The organism is Bradyrhizobium sp. USDA 3311 (assembly GCF_054062495.1).
Map to the genome: position 1 here is coordinate 2,450,810 of NZ_JBSSFI010000001.1, position 21,776 is coordinate 2,472,585.

19 protein-coding genes are annotated in these 21,776 nt (G+C 65.2%); 10 read left to right on the forward strand and 9 right to left on the reverse strand.

Annotation, left to right across the window (positions count from 1 at the left end; genetic code table 11):
- The first annotated feature begins 95 nt into the window (after window positions 1-95).
- The 4 genes from pimA to pimD all read left to right on the forward strand — a co-directional run bounded on the left by pimA (window position 96) and on the right by pimD (window position 5,569).
- Entirely contained in the window at window positions 96-1,778 is a 1,683-nt protein-coding gene (pimA, locus tag ACVWW6_RS11430; RefSeq protein WP_456680751.1) for a dicarboxylate--CoA ligase PimA, read from the forward strand.
- Window positions 1,775-2,962: an acetyl-CoA C-acyltransferase gene (locus ACVWW6_RS11435; RefSeq protein WP_038966145.1), complete on the forward strand. Its 1,188-nt coding sequence runs from the start codon at window positions 1,775-1,777 to the stop codon at window positions 2,960-2,962. The genes pimA and ACVWW6_RS11435 overlap by 4 nt, the downstream gene beginning before the upstream one ends.
- Window positions 2,963-3,104: 142 nt before the next feature.
- Window positions 3,105-4,295, forward strand: coding sequence for a pimeloyl-CoA dehydrogenase large subunit (gene pimC, locus ACVWW6_RS11440; protein WP_011090542.1), 1,191 nt, complete (start codon window positions 3,105-3,107; stop codon window positions 4,293-4,295).
- A 131-nt stretch (window positions 4,296-4,426) separates the two neighbouring features.
- Window positions 4,427-5,569: a pimeloyl-CoA dehydrogenase small subunit gene (gene pimD, locus ACVWW6_RS11445; protein WP_011090541.1), complete on the forward strand. Its 1,143-nt coding sequence runs from the start codon at window positions 4,427-4,429 to the stop codon at window positions 5,567-5,569.
- Window positions 5,570-5,663: 94 nt separating this feature from the next.
- Here pimD and ACVWW6_RS11450 read toward each other — a convergent pair whose 3' ends face one another.
- From ACVWW6_RS11450 to ACVWW6_RS11470, 5 genes are all read right to left on the reverse strand, one after another.
- The gene (locus ACVWW6_RS11450; protein ID WP_011090540.1) at window positions 5,664-6,755 is read right to left on the reverse strand and encodes a TRAP transporter substrate-binding protein; all 1,092 of its coding nucleotides are present in this window, start codon (window positions 6,753-6,755) and stop codon (window positions 5,664-5,666) included.
- A 297-nt stretch (window positions 6,756-7,052) separates the two neighbouring features.
- Window positions 7,053-8,366, reverse strand: a complete 1,314-nt coding sequence (locus ACVWW6_RS11455) for an NAD(P)H-dependent oxidoreductase (RefSeq protein ID WP_028173806.1) — start codon at window positions 8,364-8,366, stop codon at window positions 7,053-7,055.
- A 188-nt stretch (window positions 8,367-8,554) separates the two neighbouring features.
- Window positions 8,555-9,355: a phytanoyl-CoA dioxygenase family protein gene (locus ACVWW6_RS11460; RefSeq protein ID WP_028173807.1), complete on the reverse strand. Its 801-nt coding sequence runs from the start codon at window positions 9,353-9,355 to the stop codon at window positions 8,555-8,557.
- Between the two features lie 141 nt (window positions 9,356-9,496).
- Window positions 9,497-10,174, reverse strand: coding sequence for a GntR family transcriptional regulator (locus ACVWW6_RS11465; protein ID WP_456680752.1), 678 nt, complete (start codon window positions 10,172-10,174; stop codon window positions 9,497-9,499).
- A gap of 236 nt (window positions 10,175-10,410) precedes the next feature.
- Window positions 10,411-11,280, reverse strand: a complete 870-nt coding sequence (locus tag ACVWW6_RS11470) for a sigma-70 family RNA polymerase sigma factor (RefSeq protein ID WP_456680753.1) — start codon at window positions 11,278-11,280, stop codon at window positions 10,411-10,413.
- A gap of 99 nt (window positions 11,281-11,379) precedes the next feature.
- Between ACVWW6_RS11470 and ACVWW6_RS11475 the strand changes: the two genes are divergently transcribed.
- A complete protein-coding gene (locus tag ACVWW6_RS11475; RefSeq protein WP_456680754.1) occupies window positions 11,380-11,838 on the forward strand; it encodes a carboxymuconolactone decarboxylase family protein in 459 nt (152 codons plus the stop codon).
- A 67-nt stretch (window positions 11,839-11,905) separates the two neighbouring features.
- Here ACVWW6_RS11475 and ACVWW6_RS11480 read toward each other — a convergent pair whose 3' ends face one another.
- Window positions 11,906-12,718, reverse strand: a complete 813-nt coding sequence (locus ACVWW6_RS11480; protein WP_456680755.1) for an alpha/beta fold hydrolase — start codon at window positions 12,716-12,718, stop codon at window positions 11,906-11,908.
- Between the two features lie 2 nt (window positions 12,719-12,720).
- Complete coding sequence (locus ACVWW6_RS11485; RefSeq protein WP_456680756.1) at window positions 12,721-13,539, reverse strand: alpha/beta fold hydrolase; 819 nt, start codon at window positions 13,537-13,539, stop codon at window positions 12,721-12,723.
- A gap of 134 nt (window positions 13,540-13,673) precedes the next feature.
- Here ACVWW6_RS11485 and ACVWW6_RS11490 point away from each other — a divergent pair, with 134 nt between their 5' ends.
- On the forward strand, window positions 13,674-14,216 hold the full coding sequence (locus ACVWW6_RS11490; RefSeq protein WP_011090532.1) for a methylated-DNA--[protein]-cysteine S-methyltransferase: 543 nt from the start codon (window positions 13,674-13,676) through the stop codon (window positions 14,214-14,216).
- A 44-nt stretch (window positions 14,217-14,260) separates the two neighbouring features.
- Here ACVWW6_RS11490 and ACVWW6_RS11495 read toward each other — a convergent pair whose 3' ends face one another.
- Both ACVWW6_RS11495 and ACVWW6_RS11500 read right to left on the reverse strand, forming a co-directional pair.
- Window positions 14,261-15,805, reverse strand: a complete 1,545-nt coding sequence (locus ACVWW6_RS11495; RefSeq protein ID WP_456680757.1) for an acyl-CoA synthetase — start codon at window positions 15,803-15,805, stop codon at window positions 14,261-14,263.
- A gap of 190 nt (window positions 15,806-15,995) precedes the next feature.
- Window positions 15,996-17,168 carry an acetyl-CoA C-acetyltransferase gene (locus tag ACVWW6_RS11500; RefSeq protein ID WP_161536834.1) on the reverse strand — a complete coding sequence of 391 codons (1,173 nt, stop codon included), beginning with the start codon at window positions 17,166-17,168 and terminating at the stop codon, window positions 15,996-15,998.
- A gap of 214 nt (window positions 17,169-17,382) precedes the next feature.
- Here ACVWW6_RS11500 and ACVWW6_RS11505 point away from each other — a divergent pair, with 214 nt between their 5' ends.
- The 4 genes from ACVWW6_RS11505 to ACVWW6_RS11520 all read left to right on the forward strand — a co-directional run bounded on the left by ACVWW6_RS11505 (window position 17,383) and on the right by ACVWW6_RS11520 (window position 21,718).
- Window positions 17,383-17,985, forward strand: a complete 603-nt coding sequence (locus ACVWW6_RS11505; RefSeq protein WP_442869839.1) for a TetR family transcriptional regulator — start codon at window positions 17,383-17,385, stop codon at window positions 17,983-17,985.
- Between the two features lie 66 nt (window positions 17,986-18,051).
- Entirely contained in the window at window positions 18,052-18,810 is a 759-nt protein-coding gene (locus tag ACVWW6_RS11510) for an SDR family NAD(P)-dependent oxidoreductase (RefSeq protein WP_161536833.1), read from the forward strand.
- Between the two features lie 186 nt (window positions 18,811-18,996).
- Window positions 18,997-19,803, forward strand: coding sequence for an enoyl-CoA hydratase/isomerase family protein (locus ACVWW6_RS11515; RefSeq protein ID WP_028173815.1), 807 nt, complete (start codon window positions 18,997-18,999; stop codon window positions 19,801-19,803).
- Window positions 19,804-19,846: 43 nt separating this feature from the next.
- Complete coding sequence (locus tag ACVWW6_RS11520) at window positions 19,847-21,718, forward strand: AMP-binding protein (protein WP_028173816.1); 1,872 nt, start codon at window positions 19,847-19,849, stop codon at window positions 21,716-21,718.
- Window positions 21,719-21,776: the final 58 nt, after the last annotated feature.

The window sequence follows — 21,776 nt, forward strand, 5'->3', positions numbered from 1 at the left end:
CCGGAATCCATTTCGCCTTCGAGTATGCTGCTCGATGGATTCCGGGTTCGCGACTTTGTCGCGCCCCGGAATGACCACTGAGTGTGATGTAGTAAATGACCCATCCCGGCGAACAGTTTTATCCCGAGGGCGTGCGTTGGGACGACACCATCGCCCAGGGCACGCTCCCCGACCTGCTGTCGAAAGCCGCCGCCGATTACGGCCCGCGCACCGCGCTGGAATTTCGCGAACGTCCGATCACCTACACCGAGCTCGCCGCGATGGCCGAGCGTGCCGCGGCGGCGTTCCTCCGCGCCGGCTGCGGCAAGAACGCCTCCGTCGCGCTGTTCCTCGGCAACACGCCCGATCACCCCGTCAATTTCTTCGGCGCGCTGAAGGCCGGCGCCCGCGTCGCGCATCTGTCGCCGCTCGACGGCGAGATCGCGCTGACGCACAAGGTGTCCGACTCCGGCTCGCGCCTGCTGGTCACCTCCAACCTCGCCGCACTGCTGCCGACGGCGCTGAAATTCCTGGAGAAGGGCCTGATCGATCGCCTCGTCGTCTGCGAGGACGATAATTGGGGCAAGGTCGGAACGCCCCAGGCCGCGATCCCCGCTGATCCCCGCATCGTCACCTTCAAGACCTTCGTCGAAGGCGCCGCCGCGCCGGCAGAGTGGCCGCAAGTCACCGCCGACGACGTCGCCCTGCTGCAATATACCGGCGGCACCACCGGCCTGCCCAAGGGCGCGATGCTCACACACGGTAATCTGACGTCGGCGGTGTCGATCTACGACGTCTGGGGCAAGCCATCGCGCGCGACCCGTGGTGACGTCGTCGAGCGCGTGATCTGCGTGCTGCCGCTGTTCCACATCTACGCGCTCACCGTCGTGCTGTTGTCCTCGCTCCGCCGCGGCAATCTGATCTCGATCCACCAGCGCTTCGACGTCGAAGCTGTCATGCGCGACATCGAGGTCAAGCGCGCCACCTATTTCCCGGGCGTGCCGACGATGTGGATCGCGATCGCAGCGCTGCCCGATCTGGACAAGCGCGATTTCTCCTCGCTTGCGACGATCGGCTCCGGCGGCGCGCCGCTGCCGGTGGAGATCGCGAACTTTTTCGAGCGCAAGGTCGGCAAGAAGCTGCGCAGCGGCTGGGGCATGACCGAGACCTGCTCGCCCGGCACCGGCCATCCGCCCACGGGCCCCGACAAGCCCGGCTCGATCGGGCTGATGCTGCCCGGCATCGAGCTCGACGTCGTGTCGCTGGACGATCCGACAAACGTGCTGCCGCCGGGCGAGGTCGGCGAGATCCGCATCAAGGGCCCGAACGTTACCAGGGGCTATTGGAACAAGCCCGAGGGATCCGCGGAGGCTTTCATCGACGGCCGCTTCCTTACCGGCGACATCGGCTATGTCGATACCGACGGCTATTTCTTCCTGGTCGACCGCAAGAAGGACATGATCATCTCCGGCGGCTTCAACGTCTATCCGCAGATGATCGAGCAGGCGATCTACACCCTTCCCGGCGTGCACGAGGTGATCGTGCTCGGCATCCCCGACCAGTATCGCGGCGAGGCCGCCAAGGCCTTCATCAAGCTGAAGCCCGGTGCAAAACCGTTCTCGCTCGACGAGCTGCGGGCGCAGCTCGCCGGCAAGGTCGGCAAGCACGAAATGCCTGTAGAGGTCGAGTTCGTCGACGATTTGCCGCGCACGCCGGTCGGAAAACTGTCGCGCCACGAATTGCGCCAGCAGCAGAAACCGTCACAATCCACCCAACCCGCATCAGGAGGTCGTTCTTGACCGACGCCGTCATCGTTTCCACCGCCCGCACGCCGATCGGCAAGGCCTATCGCGGCATGCTCAACGCCACCGAGGGCGCCACGCTGCTCGGCCACGCCATCGGCGAAGCCGTTGCCCGCGCCAAGGTCGATCCGAAGGAGGTCGAGGACGTGGTGATGGGCGCCGCCCTCCAGCAGGGCGCGACCGGCGGCAACATCGCGCGCAAGGCGCTGCTCCGCGCCGGCCTGCCCGTCACCGTCGCCGGCACCACCATCGACCGGCAGTGCGCCTCGGGCCTCCAGGCCATCGCGCTCGCCGCACGCTCGGTGATCTTCGACGGCGTCGAGATCGCGGTCGGCGGCGGCGGCGAGTCGATCAGCCTCGTGCAGAACGACAAGATGAACGGCTTCCACGCCCAGGACCCGGCGCTGCTCAAGATCAAGGGCGAGGTCTACATGCCCATGATCGACACGGCCGAAATCGTCGCCAAGCGCTACGGCATCTCGCGCGAGAAGCAGGACGAATATTCGCTGGAGAGCCAGCGCCGCACCGCGGCCGCGCAGCAGGGCGGCAAGTTCAAGGACGAGCTCGCGCCGATCACCACGCAGATGGCGGTCACCGACAAGGCGACCGGCGCGGTCTCGTTCAAGGAGGTGACCTTGTCGCAGGACGAAGGCCCGCGCCCCGAGACCACGGCTGAAGGTCTCGCCGGCCTCAAGCCGGTGCGCGGCGAAGGCTTTTCCGTCACCGCCGGCAACGCCAGCCAGCTCTCGGATGGCGCCAGCGCCACCGTCATCATGAGCGACAAGGAAGCCTCAAAGCGCGGCCTCAAGCCGCTCGGCATCTTCCGCGGCTTCGTCTCGGCCGGCTGCGAGCCGGACGAGATGGGCATCGGCCCGGTCTTCGCCGTGCCGCGCCTGCTGAAGCGCCACGGCCTCACCGTCGACGACATCGGCCTCTGGGAGCTCAACGAAGCCTTCGCGGTGCAGGTGCTGTATTGCCGCGACAAGCTCGGCATCGACCCCGAGAAGATCAACGTCAATGGCGGTGCGATCGCGGTCGGCCATCCCTACGGCATGTCCGGCGCGCGCCTGACCGGCCACGCCCTGATCGAAGGCCGCCGCCGCAAGGCCAAGTATGCGGTCGTCACCATGTGCGTCGGCGGCGGCATGGGCGCGGCCGGGTTGTTCGAGGTGTTGCAGTAATTTTCTGTCGTCCTGGCGAAAGCCAGGACCCATACTCCGCAGCAGGAGTTTGGCGGACAGACAGCAGTTGCCTTCGCAAAACGAAGGCCGGTGGTAATGGGTCCTGGCTTTCGCCAGGACGACGGGGAAACAGGAGGATCCGATGGATCTCGCATTCACGAAAGAAGAGCAGGCGTTTCGCGAGGAAGTGCGGTCATTCTTCCGCGACAACGTGCCGCCGGATACGCGGCGCAAGCTGGTCGAGGGCCGTCACCTCTCGAAGGACGAGATGGTGACGTGGTGGCGCATCCTCAACAAGAAGGGCTGGGGCGTCAGCCACTGGCCGAAGCAATATGGCGGCACGGGGTGGACGTCCGTGCAGCACTACATCTTCAACGAGGAGCTGCAGTCCTATCCGGCGCCGCAGCCGCTCGCCTTCGGCGTCAGCATGGTCGGCCCCGTCATCTACACCTTCGGCAACGAGGAGCAGAAGAAAAAGTACCTGCCGCGCATCGCCAACGTTGACGATTGGTGGTGCCAGGGCTTCTCCGAGCCCGGCTCCGGCTCCGATCTCGCCTCGCTGAAGACGAAGGCCGAGCGCAAGGGCGACAAATGGATCATCAACGGCCAGAAGACCTGGACGACGCTGGCCCAGCACGCCGACATGATTTTCTGCCTCTGCCGCACCGACGCGACCGCCAAGAAGCAGATGGGCATCTCCTTCATCGTGTTCTCGATGAAGTCGAAGGGCGTCACCGTGCGCCCGATCCAGACCATCGACGGCGGCGTCGAGGTCAACGAGGTGTTCTTCGACGACGTCGAGGTGCCCTACGAGAACCTGATCGGCGAGGAGAACAAGGGCTGGGATTACGCGAAATTCCTGCTCGGCAATGAGCGTACCGGCATCGCGCGCGTCGGCGTCTCCAAGGAGCGGCTGCGCCGCATCCGCGATCTCGCTTCCAAGGTCGAATCCGGCGGCAAGCCGATCATCCAGGACGCGGCCTTCCGCGAGAAGCTGGCGGCCTGCGAGATCGAGCTGAAGGCGCTCGAGCTGACCCAGCTCCGCGTCGTCGCCGACGAGGGCAAGCACGGCAAGGGCAAGCCCAATCCGGCCTCCTCGGTGCTGAAGATCAAGGGCTCCGAGATCCAGCAGACCACCACCGAGCTGCTCATGGAAGTGATCGGTCCGTTCGCCGCGCCCTACGACGTGCACGGCGACGACGGCTCCAACGAAGCGATGGAGTGGACCGCCCAGATCGCGCCGAGCTACTTCAACAACCGCAAGGTCTCGATCTACGGCGGCTCCAACGAGATCCAGCGCAACATCATCGCCAAGGCGGTGCTGGGGCTCTAAACGTCATTCCGGGGCGCGCGCCAGCGCGAACCCGGAATCTCGCGCCACAATCTCTGGATTCCGGGTCCCCGCGCTATCGCGCGTGTCCCGGAATGACGAAGCAAAAATTCCGGGTACGAGGAACCAAAGAAATGGATTTTGATCTGTCCGAGGAGCAGCGGCTTCTCAAGGAAAGCATCGACGGCCTGCTGACCGATTCCTACGATTTCGAGAGCCGCAAGAAGTACATGAAGGAGAAGGGCGGCTGGAGCCAGGCCGTCTGGGGCAAGCTCGCCGAGCAGGGCCTGCTCGGCCTGCCGTTCAGCGAAGCCGATGGCGGCTTCGGCGGCGGCGGCGTCGAGACCATGATCGTGATGGAAGCGCTCGGCAAGGCGCTGGTGCTCGAGCCCTATCTGGCAACCGTCGTGATCTGCGGCGGCTTCCTGCGTCACGCCGGCTCGGATGCGCAGAAGGCCGCGTACGTGCCCGGGATCATCGACGGCAGCAAGACCCTTGCGTTTGCCCAGCTCGAGAAGAACTCCCGCTACGATCTGTTCGACGTCTCGACGACCGCGAAGAAGAAGGCCGACGGCTGGATCATCGACGGCGAAAAGTTCGTCGTGCTCAACGGCGAGAACGCCGCCACGCTTCTCGTGACCGCCCGCACCAAGGGTGACCGCCGCGACAAGACCGGGATCGGCGTGTTCCTGGTCCCGGCGAATGCCAAGGGCGTGACGAAGAAATCGTACCCGACCCAGGACGGCCTGCACGCGGCCGACATCACCTTCACCGGTGTCGAGGTGGGCGCGGATGCCGCGATCGGCAATCCCGAGGATGCACTCGCGCTGATCGAACGCGTCGTTGACGAAGCTCGCGTCGCGCTTTGCGCCGAGGCGGTCGGCCTGATGGACGAGTCGCTCAAGACCACGGTCGAGTACATCAAGACGCGCAAGCAGTTCGGCGTCGCGATCGGCTCGTTCCAGTCGCTCCAGCACCGTGCGTCCGACATGTTCGTCGCCGCCGAGCAGGCACGCTCGATGTCGATGTTCGCAACCATGGCGAACGACTTCGAGAACGCCAAAGAGCGCTCCAACGCGATCGCCGCGGCCAAGGTGCAGATCGGCAAGTCGCTGAAATTCGTCGGCCAGCAGTCGATCCAGCTCCACGGCGGCATCGGCATGACCATGGAGGCGAAGATCGGCCACTACTTCAAGCGCCTGACCATGATCGAGAACACCTTCGGCGACACCGACTATCACCAGCGCCGCGTCGCGGATGCGGGCGGGTTGGTCTAGCCGCCACGTCGCGCGTGGATGCATCGAAAACCGAAAGCCCCGGAGACATCTCCGGGGCTTTCGTCGTTCCTTACGTCTTTCGCCGTTCGGCGCCTCACGTCCGCGTGCGCATCCGCATCATGAAGCTGTCGTAGCTGAGCTCGGCGACCTGCATCCAGGCGAGCGATTCGTTCCGGAACGCGGACAGGCTCGTGTACATCTTGGCGAAGTGCGGGTTGGTCTTGGACAGATCCGCGTAGATCTCGTTCGCGGCGGCGTAGCAGGCCTCCAGCACCTCCTGCGGGAACGGCTTCAGGATCGCACCGGCCACCAGCAGGCGCTTCAGCGCGGGCGGGTTGACGTAGTCGTATTTCCCGGTGACCCACGTGAAGGTATCGCGCGAGGCCATCTCGATCGCGGCCTGGTAGTGCTTGGGCAGCGCGTTCCACTTGTCGAGATTCATGATGTTGTGGCCCTGGCCGGTGCCTTCCCACCAGCCCGGATAGTAGTAGAATTTCGCGACCTTGACGAAGCCGAGCTTCTCGTCGTCATAGGGCCCGACCCATTCGGCCGCGTCGATCGTTCCCTTCTCCAGCGCCGGATAGATGTCGCCGCCCGCGATCTGCTGCGGCACGCCGCCGACCTTGGCGATGATCGTGCCGGCGAAGCCGCCGACGCGGAATTTCAATCCCTTGAAATCCTCCATCGACTTGATCTCCTTCCGGAACCATCCGCCCATCTGGGCGCCGGTCGAGCCGGTTGGAATGCCGACCGTGTTGTATTCCTTCAGGAGGCCGTTGAGCAACTCGGTGCCGCCGCCGAACAGCAGCCAGGAAATATGCGCGCGCGTGTTCAGCCCGAACGGCAGCGACGTGCCGAAGGTGAAGGCAGGATTCTTGCCCCAATAGTAATACAACGCCGTGTTGCCCATCTCGACGGTGCCGTTCGACACGGCGTCGAGCACCTGCAGGCCCGGGACGATCTCGCCGGCTGCGAACGGTTGGATCTGGAATTTGTTGTCGGTGACTTCGGCGACGCGCTTGCAGAAATATTCGCAGCCGCCATAGAGCGTGTCGAGCGCCTTGGGCCAGCTCGCGGCGAGCCGCCATTTCACCTCCGGCGCCGACTGAGCGATCGCCGGTGCGGCAACGGCCGTGCTTGCCGCTAGCCCAGCGCCTGTCACTTTCAAGAAATCACGACGTTTCATGCGTAGCCCTCCATTGCGCCGATTCCTCGACAAGGGGAACGATCTTCTGTCGTCCTTGCTTCGCCGATAACCGACGGGGTGTTGTGACGATGTGGGTGTTTCCGCTGGCCCTTGAGGGCTCTTTGTGGATCCCGTGCGTTGCGGTTCCGCTAGCGAGGATGACCGGGCGGCTCGCGAGAATCAAGCCTCGTGCCGCCCTCGCAAGTGCGAACGCCGGCGAAGCAGGCGGCGTATGCCTCTCCCGCGAACGGGAGAGGTGAGGGAGCTAGCAGCGCAAGTCCTTCAATCCAACACGCCTTAACCCTCTTTCGCGAACGCCGCTTCCATCGCCTTTCGAGTCCTGATCGTCTCGTTGCCGGCGTCGAACTCGACGTCGTCCCAGCGCACCACCGTGCCATGCGCAACGTCATGTTTCAGCTTCACGCGATGGGCGAGCCCGATCGGCAGCGCGCCGGCCTTGAGGCTCGCGGCCGCCGGCACCAGCTTGCCCCACACGGTGTAGCCGCCTTCGCCGTCGAGCATTTCGCCGGCGCGCAAGGCCCGCTTGGCCACCGCTGCGACGTCGCCGCGGAAGCCGTGGGGCTGGCCGGTCGGCTCGCCCCGCAACGCGGCCGACAGCACCGAGATGTTCAGCTCGAGCCCGATCAGGTGATAGGGCTTGTACATCGCAGCAAAGCGTCCGCTGGAATCGGTCTTGAGGCCGTACTGCTTGAAGCAGTCGGCGGCATAGTCGTTCGGAGCCTCCAGCACGACATAGACACCCCAGCGCAGGTCGCGAAACACCGGCCGTCCATCGCGTTCGAGCGAGGAGACGACTTCCACCACGCCGGAGCGCTCCAGCACGCCGCCACGCGAACGCGGCCGCATGATGTGCGGCAGATCGTCGACGCCGCAGGGCGGAAACAGCAGTCCCTCCGCCGGCACGTCGAGGCCGCAGGCATTGGCGATCGCGGCCATCTCGATCGCCGACTTGGTGCCGTCGAGGAAGGAGTTGAACATCTGCGGGTTCATGCCGGCCGACTGTGCTTCGCCGGCGGTCAGGCCGTAATGCTGCCAGACGCCGTCCGGCGTCACGTCGTGATAGGCCGGCAGATATTTCGTACCCTTGCCGGCGGCGACGACGCGAAAGCCGGTGGCGCGGGCCCAGTCGACCATCTCCGCCGTCAATGCCGGCTGGTCGCCATAGGCGAGCGAATAGACCACGCCCGCCTTGCGCGCCTCCTCGGCGAGCAGCGGGCCCGCCAGCACGTCGGCCTCGACATTGACCATCACGATATGCTTGCCCGCCGCGATCGCCGCGCGCGCGTGCCTGATGCCGACGGCCGGGTTGCCGGTCGCTTCCACCACCACGTCCATTGCGCCGCCGGCGATGGCGCGTGCGCCGTCATCGGTGAACACGGTCGCGGCGATGCGCGCCGCATCCCAGCCGACTGTGCGGCAGGCCTCGCGCGCGCGGTCGCGGTCGATGTCGACGATGATGGGCACCTCCAGCCCCGGCGTGTGCGGCACCTGCGCGAGAAACATCGAGCCGAATTTGCCCGCACCGATCAGCGCGACACGGACAGGCTTGCCGGCGGACGCGCGGGCCTGGAGGAGGCGGAAGAGGTTCATGGGAGACATCCAAGAGTGCTATCGCGGTCGGGACGACGCGAACGATCAGGTTCAGTCATTCCGGGGCGACGCGACGGGACCGCGCGAAGCGCGCCCCGGGAGCGTCGAGCCTGGAATCCATCGGGCCGCAAAGGACGCGGATAAATGGATTCCGGGCTCGCGACTTCGTCGCGCCCCGGAATGACAGCTTACTCCGCCGCCTGCCGCGGCGCACGGGCAAGGCGCAGCAGGGCGTCGTCGTCCACCGTCTTGATCGGCGCGAAATCGCGGTGGGCGATGTATTCGGGCCGCGTGGGGGTGCGGATATAGTTCGAGACCGCGTTCAGCGTCAGGTACACGATCTTGCGCGGGTAGGGCGTGATGTTGCCGGCCGAGCCGTGCACGAGATTGCCGTGGAACATCAGCATGCCGCCGGGCTTGCCCGTGGGCGCCACGATGCCGCCCTGCTTGACGAGGCGCGTCACGGTGTCCTCGTCCAGCGTCCACAGCGGGTAGGACGTGGTGGCAAGGTCATGCGAGGCTTCGAGATCGCCGGCATTCTGGCTGCGCGGCACCAGCATCAGGGGGCCGTTGATCGGCATCACCTCGTCGAGGAAGATCGCGATGTTCATCGCGCGCGGCTCCGGCATGCCGTCGTCGCGCTTCCAGGTGCCGTAATCCTGGTGCCATTGCCAGACGTCGCCGGTGAAGGCCGATTTCGCGTTGATCTTGAACTGGTGCATGTAGACAGGCTCGCCGAACAATTGCTCGACCGGGTCGATCATGCGCGGATGCGCGCCCAGAATGCGGAAGGCCTCGTTGTAGAGATGCGCGGCAAACGCCGTGCGCGGCGCGCCGCTCTTCTCGCGCCAGACCTCCGGCCGGTTGGCGTCGTAAATGCCGACCGCCTCGCGCGCGAGCAGATCGACCTCCTCCTGGCTGAACAATTCGGGCAGGAACAGCCAGCCCTCGCGGTGGAAGAACTCCAATTGCTCCTGAGACAGTCTCATGGGTCGTCCTCCCGTTGTTTTGTTCTTGTCATTCCGGGGCGCGACGAAGTCGCGAACCCGGAATCCATTCATCTACAGTCTCTGCCGCCTGATGGATTCCGGGCTCGATGCTGCGCATCGCCCCGGAATGACAGCGTTTAGCTACGCCGCCGCCTCGTCCGTCGCCCGCAACCTCTCCTCGGTCATCCGTCCCGCCGTCTGCGCATGCGCCAGCGCGGCGCGTTCGGCGGCCTTCGCGTCGCCTGCGAGAATGTGAGCTGCGATGTCGGCATGCTCGGCCCAGGCGCTGCCGCGATAATCGAGCTCCGACAGCACGGTCGCCATCGAGCGGCGCATATGCGGCCATTGCGGCGCGATGGTCTCCTCGATCACGGGATTGCCGGCGAGCTGATAGATCGCGCGATGAAAATCGACGTCGAGTGTGATGAGCTCGGCAAGCGGCGTCTTGCGATCGATGCGGCGCCCGGCGGCGAGCGCCACCTCGAGCCGCGCGCGTCCGGCCGCGTCGCTTGCGGCGCGCGTCGCGGCGAGCCTGGCGGCGAGTGCGTCGATGGCGCCGCGCACCTCGTAGAGCTGGCGGATGCGCGCGGGATCGAGCTGGGTGACCTCAAAGCCGCGCCGGCCGCTTTCGGCGACGAGGCCCTGTCGATGCAGCAGATGCAGCGCATGCGACACCGGCTGGCGCGACACGCCGAGCTTGTCGGCAAGCTCGTTCTGCCGGATGCGCTGGCCGGGCTGCAACGTGCGATCGGAGATCGCCTCCAGGATCCGGGCATAGACCTGGTCGATCAGGTTCGGGAGCGGGTCGAGAGGGATCACGCCGGCAGCTCCAACAGCACTTAGATGGAATACGGAATTCCGTATTCGAAGGTACTCCGGGAGGCCGAAGGCGTCAAGCGCCGCCCGACGCGGCGTCAGTCGCTGTTGTCAGCGGGGGGGGCTAAGCCATTGATATCGCTAGGGCCGCCTACTGTGCGGGTTGTTTTCGCGCTAACGGCTTTTGCCCGGTTGGGCGCCTACCTCTTGTTGCCCTGCTCGATCAGCATCCGGCCGGCCTAGCGTTCGAGCACCTCCACCTCGAGCGACGCGATCGCTTCTGCATCGGCGACCGCCTCGATTGCCGCGATCCGGTCGCCGCTGAAGGTCACGCGCAGCGCGATGCGCAATTGCCCGCCGAGGATGACCGCAACACCGATCTCGCCATCGACCAGTGCCGTGCGCGCGGCCTGGGCGCGGCCCTTGTAGAGCTTCGCGACCGCATCCGCGCCGCGGATCTCCGGCAGCGTACCGAGCCGCACCGCGGCCTGGTCGGCGCGAAAGACGACGTCGGGATCGAGCACGGCAAGCAGTCCCTCGAAATTGCCTTCGCGCGAAGCTGCGAGGAAGGCATCGACGATCTTGCGTTGACGCGACAGGTCCGTCTCGGGCACCGGCGCGCCCTGCACGCGCCGCCGCGCACGGCTGGCAAGCTGGCGCGAGGCATCGACGGAGCGCCCGACGATCGGCGCGATCTCCTCGAAGGGCACCGCGAACATGTCATGCAGCACGAAGGCGAGCCGCTCGGCCGGCTGCAATGTTTCCAGCACGATCAGGAGTGCCGCGCCGACGGAATCGGCCATCTCCGCTTCGCGCTCCCGCGTCTCGTCGACCGGCTCCGGTACATGCGGGCCCATCGGGTCCTCCCGGCGCGACTTTCGTGCGCGCAGCATGTCGAGGCAAATGCGCGCGACCACGGTGGTCAGCCAACCTCGCAGATTCGCGACATCGGACGTATCGCTCCGGCTGAGCCGCAGCCAGGCCTCCTGCACGGCATCGTCGATCTCGCCGCGGGAACCCAGCATCCGGTAGGCGACCGCGCGGAGATGATCCCTGTTGGCCTCGAACTGCTGGCTGAGAAAATCTTCTTCAGAGTTTTTTTGGGTCATCGGTCACATTCCTGCATCGCGATCCGTCACGCCCATGACGAAGCCAATTCGGCCAATGTGACCGGAACCTTCGAAAATCGACAGATGGAGACGACAATTATGCACGCCCGCATGAATCACCCCGTCATGGTCCTGCCCGAGGCCATGAATGTTCTGCAATCTCTCGGCAATTTGACCAAACAGGGCCTGCCGGAAAAGCTCCTGGAACTGGTGCACCTGCGCGCCAGCCAGATCAATGGTTGCAGCGTCTGCGTCGACATGCACCCGAAGATCGCCCGCAAGGCCGGCGAGACCGACGAGCGCCTGTTCGCCGTCTCGGCCTGGCGCGACGCGCCTTATTTCACCGAAGCCGAGCGCGCCGCGCTGGCTCTGACCGAGGCGGTCACCCGTCTCGCCGACCGTGAGGATCCGGTGTCCGACACGATCTGGAATGAGGCCGCCAAGCATTTCGACGAGCGCGAGCTTGCAACGCTGATCCTCTCGATCGCGACCATCAACGTCTGGAACCGCCTCAACGCGACGATCAAGATGCCGGTCGGCGTGTGGAAGGTGGCGTGAGTGCAAGTGAGGGAGGCACCAGCCGTGCACTCCCTCGCCCCGCTTGCGGGGAGAGGCGAACAAGCAGCTACTCCGCCAGGAACGCGTTCACCACCTCGCCGAACTCCAGCGGCGCCTGCTCGAACATCCAGTGGCCGGCATTCGCGATCACCGCCGTCCTGGCTCCTGCGATGTGCTCCGCCAGCACGCGCCACATCACCGACAGGCTTCCCGTCGTCGCGCCGCCGCCGATCAGGAGCGTCGGCGTCCTGATCGCCTGCGCATCCGCGAGCGTGTAGGGCCGGCGCTGCTCGTTGATCTGGCCGAGGAAGGTGAGCGTATTGTCGCGCAATTGCTGCTTGGCCGCCGCCGGCACGCGGCGCCAGGAGCCGTCGCCTTCGATGCCCTCGTAGAAATTCTGCAGCGCGCCCTCGATGTCGCCGGCGCGGATCATCTCGACCGAGCGCGCCGTGCGTGCCGCGAGCGGCGGGTGCGCGGGCGTGCCTTCAGGCACCGGCAGGCTGGCGTCGAGATCGCCACCGGGCTCGGCCAGCACCAGTTTGCGCAACAGATCAGGTCGTGCCTGTGCGACGCGGAACGCGATGTGGCCGCCGCGCGAATGGCCCATCAGGTCGACGGGTGCGGGCCTGACCTGGTCGATGAAGGCGATCACGTCGGCGACGTGCTGCGCCATCCTGTAGTCGTCGCCGACGGCGTCCCAATGCTCGGGAAAGAAATGCCGCAGGCTGACCGAGATCACCCGATGGCTCTTCGACAGCGGGCCGAGCACCGAATACCAGGTGCGGAAATCCCCGAGCGTGCCGTGCACGCAGACCAGCGGCGGGCCGTCCCCGACTTCGAGATAGGCCATGTCGTAACCGTTGACGCGAAAGCTCTGCATGATCAGCTCGCCAGAAAGTCCAGAACGACTTCGGAGTATTTTTGCGGCGCCTGCTCGAACATCGGATGCGTCGCGTTCGGGATGATCGCCGTCTTGGAATAGGGCACATGCGCTGCGAGCGCATGCAGCACCTTCGGCAGCAGGCCCTTGGTCCGCGCGCCCAGGATGAACAGCGTCGGCATCAGAATCGATGCCGCATCCGCCTTCGAGAAGGGCGGGCGGTTGTCGCGGACCTGGCCGATCAACGTCATGGCGTTGTCGCGCAGATTCTGCTTCACCATCGCCGGCAGCCGCGGCCAGGTGCCGGCGCCCTCCAGCGTGTCGACGAACACGGCGAGGCCGCCGTCGACATCGCCCGCCGCGATCTTCTCCGCCGAGGCCGTGAATCGCGCCAAGAGCGGCGAGGGACCGCCGGCATAATCGGGATCGAGGCTCGCATCGAGCTCGCCGCCGGGCTCCGCCAGGATCAGCCGCCGCAACAGATCGGGGCGCGCCTGCGCCACGCGAAAGCAGATGTGTCCGCCGCGGGAATGGCCCATCAGATCGACCGGGCCGACGTCGAGCTTCTCGATGAAGGCGATGACGTCCTGGACATGCTGGGCGATCGAATAGGTATCGCCGACGCCGTCCCAGCGGTCGGGGAAGAAATGGCGCAGGCTGACGGCGATCACCCGATGCCGCTGCGTCAGCGGCCCGAGCACGCAGCCCCAGATGCGGAAGTCATTGAGCGAGCCGTGCACGCAGACCAACGGGGGGCGGCCTCGGTCTTCACCCACGTCTATATAGGCCATGTCGTATCCGTTGACGTGGAGGCGTTGCATTCCGGGCTCGCGAGAAATTGGAACTCCTGTGCAAGATTCCCGGAAACCGGGTGGATCGCAACTATTTCCAAGCCTAGATTTGGTCAGAGTTCACATTGGGGGCATGCGTTGAGGACGCAGCCAGGAACCAAGCCATGACCGACCAGCATTTTGCCCTGTTCGATACCAGGATCGGCCTCTGCGCCGTCGCCTGGGGCCCGCGCGGCATCAACGGCACGCAGCTGCCGATGGGCGGCGAGCAGAAGATCCGCACCCGCATCAGCCAGCGCCACGCTGATGCCAGCGAAGCCGAGCCGACCGCCGAGGTGCAGCAGGCGATTGACCGCATCACGAATCTGCTCGCAGGCGAGCCGGATGACCTCACCGACATCCCGCTCGATCTCGACGGCGTGCCCGATTTCAACCGCGGCGTCTACGAGATCGCCCGTACCATCCCGCCCGGCAAGACCATCACCTATGGCGACATCGCCAAGCAGCTCGGCGGCGTCCAGCTGTCGCGCGACGTCGGGCAGGCGCTCGGCCGCAACCCGTGCCCGATCGTCGTGCCCTGCCATCGCGTGCTGGCGGCCGGCAACAAGCCCGGCGGCTTCTCGGCCAATGGCGGCGTCGTCACCAAACTGAAGATGCTCGAGATCGAAGGCGCGCTGGTGAACCACACGCCGAGCCTGTTTGATTGAGGATGCCGCCACCCTCCCTTGGAGGGGGAGGGGAAGAGAGAGTGCTAGATCTTCGCTGTTGTCTTCGGCCAATACCTGTCGCGCAAGTGCCGCTTCACCAGCTTGCCCGTCGGCGTGCGCGGCAGCTCCGCCTCGAAATCGATCGAACGCGGGCACTTGATCGCGGAGAGGCGACCCTTGCAGAACGCGATCAGGTCGGCTTCCAGCGCCTTGCCCGCACGCGTCATGTCGTGCGGCTGCACCACCGCCTTCACCTCCTCGCCCATCTCCTCGTTCGGCACGCCGAACACGGCGACGTCGGCGACATCGGGGTGGGTGATGAGCACGTCCTCGGTCTCCTGCGGGTAGATGTTCACCCCGCCGGAGATGATCATGTAGGACTTGCGGTCGGTGAGAAACAGGAAGCCGTCCTTGTCGAGATAGCCGACGTCACCGAGCGTCGACCAGCCCTTGGCGTTGTAGGCCTTCTTCGTCTTCTCGGGGTCGTTGTGATAGGCGAAAGCAGGCGCGTCGGCGAAATAGACCGTGCCGATTTCGCCGGTCGGTTGCTCCTCGTCGTTTTCGTCGAGAATCTTGATCTTGCCGACCACGGCGCGGCCGACGCTGCCGCGATGCTCCAGCCATTGCTGCGAGTTGCAGACGGTGACGCCGTTGCCTTCCGAGCCGGCGTAATACTCGATCAGGATCGGTCCCCACCATTCGATCATTTTGGCTTTGACGTCGACCGGGCAGGGGGCTGCGGCGTGGATTGCGCCCTTGAGCGTCGAGACGTTGTACCGGTAGCGCACCTCGTCCGGCAGCTTGAGCATCCGCACGAACATGGTCGGCACGAGCTGCGACTGCGTGACCTCATACTTTTCGACCAGCTTCAAGAATTCTTCGGCGTCGAAATGCTCCATGATGATGGAGGTGCCGCCGAGCACGATCGCCATCATGTTGAAGCGCAGGGGCGCCGCGTGATAGAGCGGCGCTGGCGAGAGATACGTGCTCGCCGCATTCATGCCGCACATGTCGGCGCAGAGCACGCGCAGGAAGGCGTTCGGCACGTCGATCTTGTTGCCCTCGAACGCCTTCTTGATTCCCTTGGGCCGGCCGGTGGTGCCGGACGAATACAGCATGTCGTAGCCGGCGACCTCGTCGGAGATCGGCGTCGTCGGCTGCGCGGCGGCTTCCTTGTCGTAGGAGCGGAAGCCGGGCAGCGGTTCGTCCATCATGTAGAAGACCGGCTCGCCGGGCGTACCCTTGATCAGGGCCTTGATCTGGTCGGCGCATTTCGGCGTGGTGATCACGACCTTGGCGCCGCAATCGGCGATGATGTAGTCGATCTCGTCCTGCTTCAGATAGCGGCTGATCGCGGTGTAATAGAGCCCGCTGCGCTGCGCGGCCCAGCAGAGCTCCATGAAGGCAAGCCGGTTCTCCATCAACAGTGCAATGTGATCGCCGGCCTTCAGGCCGAGCGAGCGGAACAGGTGTGCGCCCTGGTTCGAGAGCTCGTCGAGTTCGCGATAGGTGATCGCCTTGCCGGTGCCCGCCATCTGGTAAGCGATCTTGTTCGGCGTGGTGCGGGCGTGGATGGAGGGGTGGGTCATGAGCGTAGGTCTCTCAACAAGAAAGGTGTCATCCCGGCGAAGGCCGGGATCCATAACCACAGGCCTCGGTTGTTGAAACGAGATGGAGCTCCAGCGCGGCATAACCACAGCCTTCTGTGGCTATGGATCCCGGATCGGCGCGCGCTTTAGGCGCGCTTGTCCGGGACGACACCGTCTGTGTCGAAGCAGCTTACAGCCGCTCCACGATCGTCACATTGGCCATGCCGCCGCCTTCGCACATGGTCTGCAGGCCGTAGCGCTTGCCGCGCTGGTGCAGCGCGTGGATCAGCGTGGTCATCAGCTTGGTGCCGGAGCCGCCGAGCGGATGGCCGAGCGCGATGGCCCCGCCATTGACGTTGAGACGCTCCGGATCGGCGCCGGTGGTCTTGAGCCAGGCGGTCGGCACCGAGGCGAAGGCCTCGTTGACCTCGAACAGGTCGATGTCGCCGATCGTCATGCCGGCCTTCTCCAGCGCGCGCTTGGTGGCGTGTAGCGGCGCGTCGAGCATGATCACGGGATCGCCGCCGGTCATGGTCATGTGATGGATGCGCGCGAGCGGCTTGACGCCGAGCTGCTTCAGGCCGCGCTCGTTCACCACCATGACGCCGGAAGCGCCGTCGCAGATCTGGCTGGCGCTGGCCGCGGAAAGCTTGCCGTTCTCGGCGATCAGCTTGACGCCCTTGATGCCTTCGAGCGTGGCGTCGAAGCGGATGCCCTCGTCGATGTGGTGGGTATCCTTGGAGCCGTCGGCGCGGGTGATCTCGAGCGGCACGATCTCCTTCTTGAAGTGACCGGCTTGCGTCGCCGCGATCGCGCGCTGGTGGCTGTTGAAGGAGTATTCGTCGAGCTCATTCTTCGACAAGCCGTACTTCTCGGCCATCATCTCGGCGCCGGTGAACTGGCTGAACACGATGTTCGGATACCTCGCCTCGATGCCCGGGCTCTTGTAATTGCCAAAGCCGTTCTTGGCCGGGAGCTGCGATGACAGGCCCATCGGCACGCGCGTCATCGATTCCACGCCGGCCGCGATCACGACGTCCATCGTGCCGGACATCACGGCTTGGGCTGCGAAGTGCAGCGCCTGCTGCGAGGAGCCGCACTGGCGGTCGATCGAGGTGCCCGGCACGCTCTCCGGCAGCTTCGAGGCCATGATCGCATTGCGCGCGACATTGTTGGACTGTTCGCCGACCTGCATCACGCAGCCCATGATCACGTCCTCGACCAGGGCCGGGTCGACCTTGGCGCGATCGACCAGCTCGTCCAGCACTTTGGCGGCGAGATCGGCCGGATGCCAGCCGGCGAGGCGGCCCCCCTTGCGCCCGCCCGCGGTACGCGCAGCGGCGACGATGTAAGCCTCGGCCATTTCGGTTTCTCCCTGGATTTTTCTGGATCGGGTTGGGTTGTCGGGGCGGATTAAAAGGGTGCGACATCATTTAGTCAATCGATCAATTAACTCTTGTGATGAGGCGCTGCTTGGGCTTATCTGCGCCCCGCCTCAAGCGGCGAGAACAGGGATCTCCGTGGCTACCAGCGTACCGACCAAGCTCCCCAGCGGAAAGAATTCCACGGCAGAGAAATTGCTCGTGGCCGCAAGCGAGCTGATGATCGAACGTTCCTCGATCGAGATTTCGCTCTCCGACATCGCCCAGAAGTCGGGCGCCAACGCCGCGCTGGTCAAATATCATTTCGGCAACAAGGACGGCCTGCTGCTGGCGCTGCTCGAGCGCGATGCGGGAACGGAGCTGTCCAACCTCGAATATCTGCTGGCGCAGCCGATCACGCCGACCGCGAAGCTGAAGCTGCATATCGGCGGCATCATCCGCGCCTATCACCGGTTCCCCTACATGAATCGGCTGATCCACTATCTCCTGCACGAGAGCGTTGCCGGCTCTGCCGACGAAGTCTCGAAATTCTTCGTCGCGCCGCTGCTGGATTTTCATCGCCGCCTGCTCGCCGAAGGCGTCAGCAGCGGCGAATTCCGCCAGACCGATCCGGTGCTGTTCTACACCAGCCTGATCGGCGCCTGCGATCATCTGTTCTTCGGCCGGCACGCGATGTCCCGCGCGACCGGCGTCGGCCCGGTCACCGACGAAGTCTGCCGGCAATACATCAAGCACATGGAAACGCTGATCTGCGGCGGCATCCTCACGCAAGCCGAGGAGGCTGCTGCTGCCGGATGATCCGGCCGAAGCTTCAAGTCCAGAGAAGAAACGCCCAAGGAAAAGGTAGAGGAAAGGTAGCTCACGATGCAGTTGAAAGACGTAGCCGTTCTCATCACCGGCGGTGGTTCGGGCCTTGGTGCCGCGACCGCCCGCGCGATGGCCGCCAAGGGCGCCAAGATCGGCGTGATCGACCAGAGCAAGGAAAACGCCGAGAAGGTCGCGGCCGAGGTGAAGGGCGTCGCGCTGCATGCCGACGTCACCAGCGAGGAGCAGATCAAGGCGGCGATCGCCAAGGCGGAAGCCGCGCATGGCGTTGCCCGCGTGCTGATGAACTGCGCCGGCATCGGCGGCTCGCAGCGCATCGTCGGCCGCGACGGCGTTTATCCCTTGGAAAAGTTCGCGCGCATCATCAACGTCAACCTGATCGGAACCTTCAATTGCCTGCGGCTGTTCGCCGAGCGCCTCGTCACCGCCGAGCCGATCGGCGAAGAGCGCGGCGTCATCGTCAACACCGCTTCTGTTGCCGCCTATGAAGGCCAGATCGGCCAGATCGCCTATGCGGCCTCCAAGGGCGGTGTCGTCGGTCTCACGCTGCCAGCCGCGCGCGACCTCGCCAGTCAGAAGATCCGCGTCAACACCATCGCGCCCGGCCTGTTCTTGACGCCGCTGTTGATGGGCTTGAACGAAGAGGCCCGCAAGAGCCTGGGCGCCCAGGTGCCGCATCCCGCGCGCCTCGGCGATGCCAATGAATACGGCATGCTCGCGGTGCACATCGTCGAGAACCCGATGCTCAACGGCGAGACCATCCGCCTCGACGGCGCCATCCGCATGGCGCCGCGGTAGAGCTCTCCCCTTGTGGGAGAAGGTGGCGCGCGTAGCGCGACGGATGAAGGGTTCGCTCCGCGATCTCATCTGTGGAGGCAGACCCCTCACCCGAGCGAATGCGCGTCGAGCGACGTACATGCCCTCTCCCACAAGGGGAGAGGGCGCAGCAATCGGCACCATCGTTGCGGATGAAGGAGATCGCGCATGTCCCAACCGCTGCTGATCGAGCACAACGACGGCGTCGACCGGGTGACGCTCAATCGTCCTGACAGCCTCAACGCGCTCGATCCAGCGCTGATCGATGCGCTCAACGCCTACTTCCAGGGGCTGCAGCGCAACCGCGATACGCGCGTGGTGGTGCTGAAGGGCGCCGGCAAGAATTTTTGCGCGGGCCTCGATCTCAAGGCCGCGATGGCGCGCCGTGCCGGGCAGCAGGAGCCGCCCGGCGTCACCGAGTCGCTGGACTCGCAGCGCCGCATTGCCGACATCGTGATGCTGATGCGGCGCTGTCCGCAGCCGATCCTGGCGCTGGTGCAGGGCGCGGCGGCGGGCGGCGGCTTTGCGCTGGCGCTCGCCTCCGACATCCGGGTCGCGACGAAATCGGCGCGGATGAACTGCGCCTTCATCAAGCTCGGCCTCGGCGGCTGCGACATCGGCACCAGCTATTTCCTGCCGCGCCTCGTCGGTGTCTCCGTCGCCTCCGAGCTGATCCTCACGGGACGCTTCATCGGCGCCGAGCGGGCGCTCGCGGTCGGTCTCGTCTCAGAGGTCGTAGACGAAGACAAGCTCGATGACGCTGCCGAGCCTTACATCGATGCGATGATCACGGCCTCGCCCGTGGGGCTTCGCCTCTCGAAAGAATGTCTCAACATGAGCGTCGATGCCGGATCGCTGGAAGCCGCGATCGCGATGGAGGACCGCAATCAGGTCCTGTGCAGCCGATCCGAGGAATTTTCGGAAGGCATCAGGGCCTTCCTTGAGAAGCGAAAGCCTGTCTATATCAGGCGCTGAACGACGAAGATCCGCAAAGGACAGTAATTCCGGGAGACGCAAAATGAGTGGCAGCGCGGCGGCGGTGATGACGAAGCCCGCCTTTCGCAAGGTCGAGTGGCTGGCACGCGACATCGACGTCGAGCGCCGCGGCGACGGCACGGTGGTGCTGAAGTCGCGCATTCCGCTGCAACCTTACGAGAAGCACATCCCGGCCTCGCTGGCGAAATGGGCGACGCAAGCACCCGAGCGCATCTGGCTCGCCCAGCGCGGCGGACCGAACCGCGAATGGCGGAAGGTCTCTTACGGCGAAGCCAAGCGCACCGTGGATGCACTGACGCAAGGCCTGCTCAATCTCGGTCTCGATGGCCGCCCGGTCACGATCCTGTCCGGCAACTCGATCGAGCATGCGCTGATGACGCAGGCCGCGATGCAGACGCGCGTTCCGGCGGCTCCCGTGTCGCCGGCCTATTCGTTGATGAGCCACGATCACGTCAAGCTGAAATATTTGTTCGACCTAATCAAGCCGGCCGTGGTGATGGTGCAGGACGGCCCGACCTTCGAGAAGGCACTGAGGGCGATCGACCTCACCGGCGTCACCGTCGTTCACGTCTTGCGGCCCTGCGAGGGTATCAAGAGCGTCAGCTTTGCCGAGCTTGCGGCAACGCCGGTGACCGCCGCCGTCGAGGAGTCGATTGCCAGGATCACGCCCGACACCGTCGGCAAGCTGCTGTTCACGTCAGGTTCGACCGGCATGCCAAAAGCCGTCATCAACACGCAAGCGATGATGTGCGCCAATGCGGCGATGATGATGCAGGTGCGGCCGCGCGATCCGGGCGGTCCGATCTCGACCATGCTGGACTGGATGCCGTGGAACCACACGATGGGCGGCAATGCGGCGTTCCATCCCATTCTGGTCGATGGCGGCACGCTCTATATCGACGACGGCCGGCCGATGCCGGGCCAGTTCGAGGAGACGCTGCGCAATCTGCGCGAGATCTCGCCGACCTATTACGCCAACGTGCCGGCCGGCTACGCCGCGCTTGCCGCTGCCATGGAGAAGGACGATGCGCTCTGCCGCTCCTTCTTCAAGAACCTGTCGATCATGGCCTATGGCGGCGCGCGGCTGCCTGATGATCTCTACGACCGCATGCAGGACCTCGCGGTGAAGACCACCGGCGAACGGATCGTGTTCTACACCGGCTGGGGCTCGACCGAGACTGCGCCGACCTCGACCGGCACCTATTGGGACACCGAGCGCGTCGGCCTGATCGGCCTGCCGTTCCCCGGCGTCGAATTGAAGATGGTGCCGTGCGGCTCGAAATACGAGCTGCGTCTGCGCGGCGTCAACGTCACGCCCGGCTATTTCGGCCAGCCGGAGCTGACCAGGAAGATGTTCGACGAGGAAGGCTTCTACTGCATCGGCGATGCCGGCATTTTTGTCGACGATGCCGATCCGGTGAAGGGCATCATCTTCGCCGGGCGCGTCGTCGAAGACTTCAAGCTCACCACCGGCACGTTCGTCCATGTCGGCTCGCTCCGCACCGACACCATCGCAGCCACGACGCCTGTCGTGCATGACGCGCTGGTCGCGGGGCAGGATCGCGCCTTCATCGGCCTGCTCGCCTGGCCGAACCTGCATGCCTGCCGCCAGCTCGTCGGCAATCCCGATCTCAGCTTTGAGGATGCCGTGAAGCATCCCGAGGTGATCGCCTGCTTCAGGCGCGGTCTGGAGACGCACAACAAGGAGTGCGAAGGCGCCAGCAGCCGCATCATCGCGCGCGCCATGCTGATGGTCGAGCCGCCCTCGATCGACGGCAATGAGCTCACCGACAAGGGCTACATCAACCAGCGCGCGGGCCTCGAGCGCCGCGCCGCGCTGGTGGAGCGGCTCTATGCGGACAAGCCGGATCAGGATGTGGTCGTGCTGCGATGAAACACTCCTCTCTCCATTCGTCATTCCGGGATGCGCCGAGAGGCGCAGGCCCGGAATC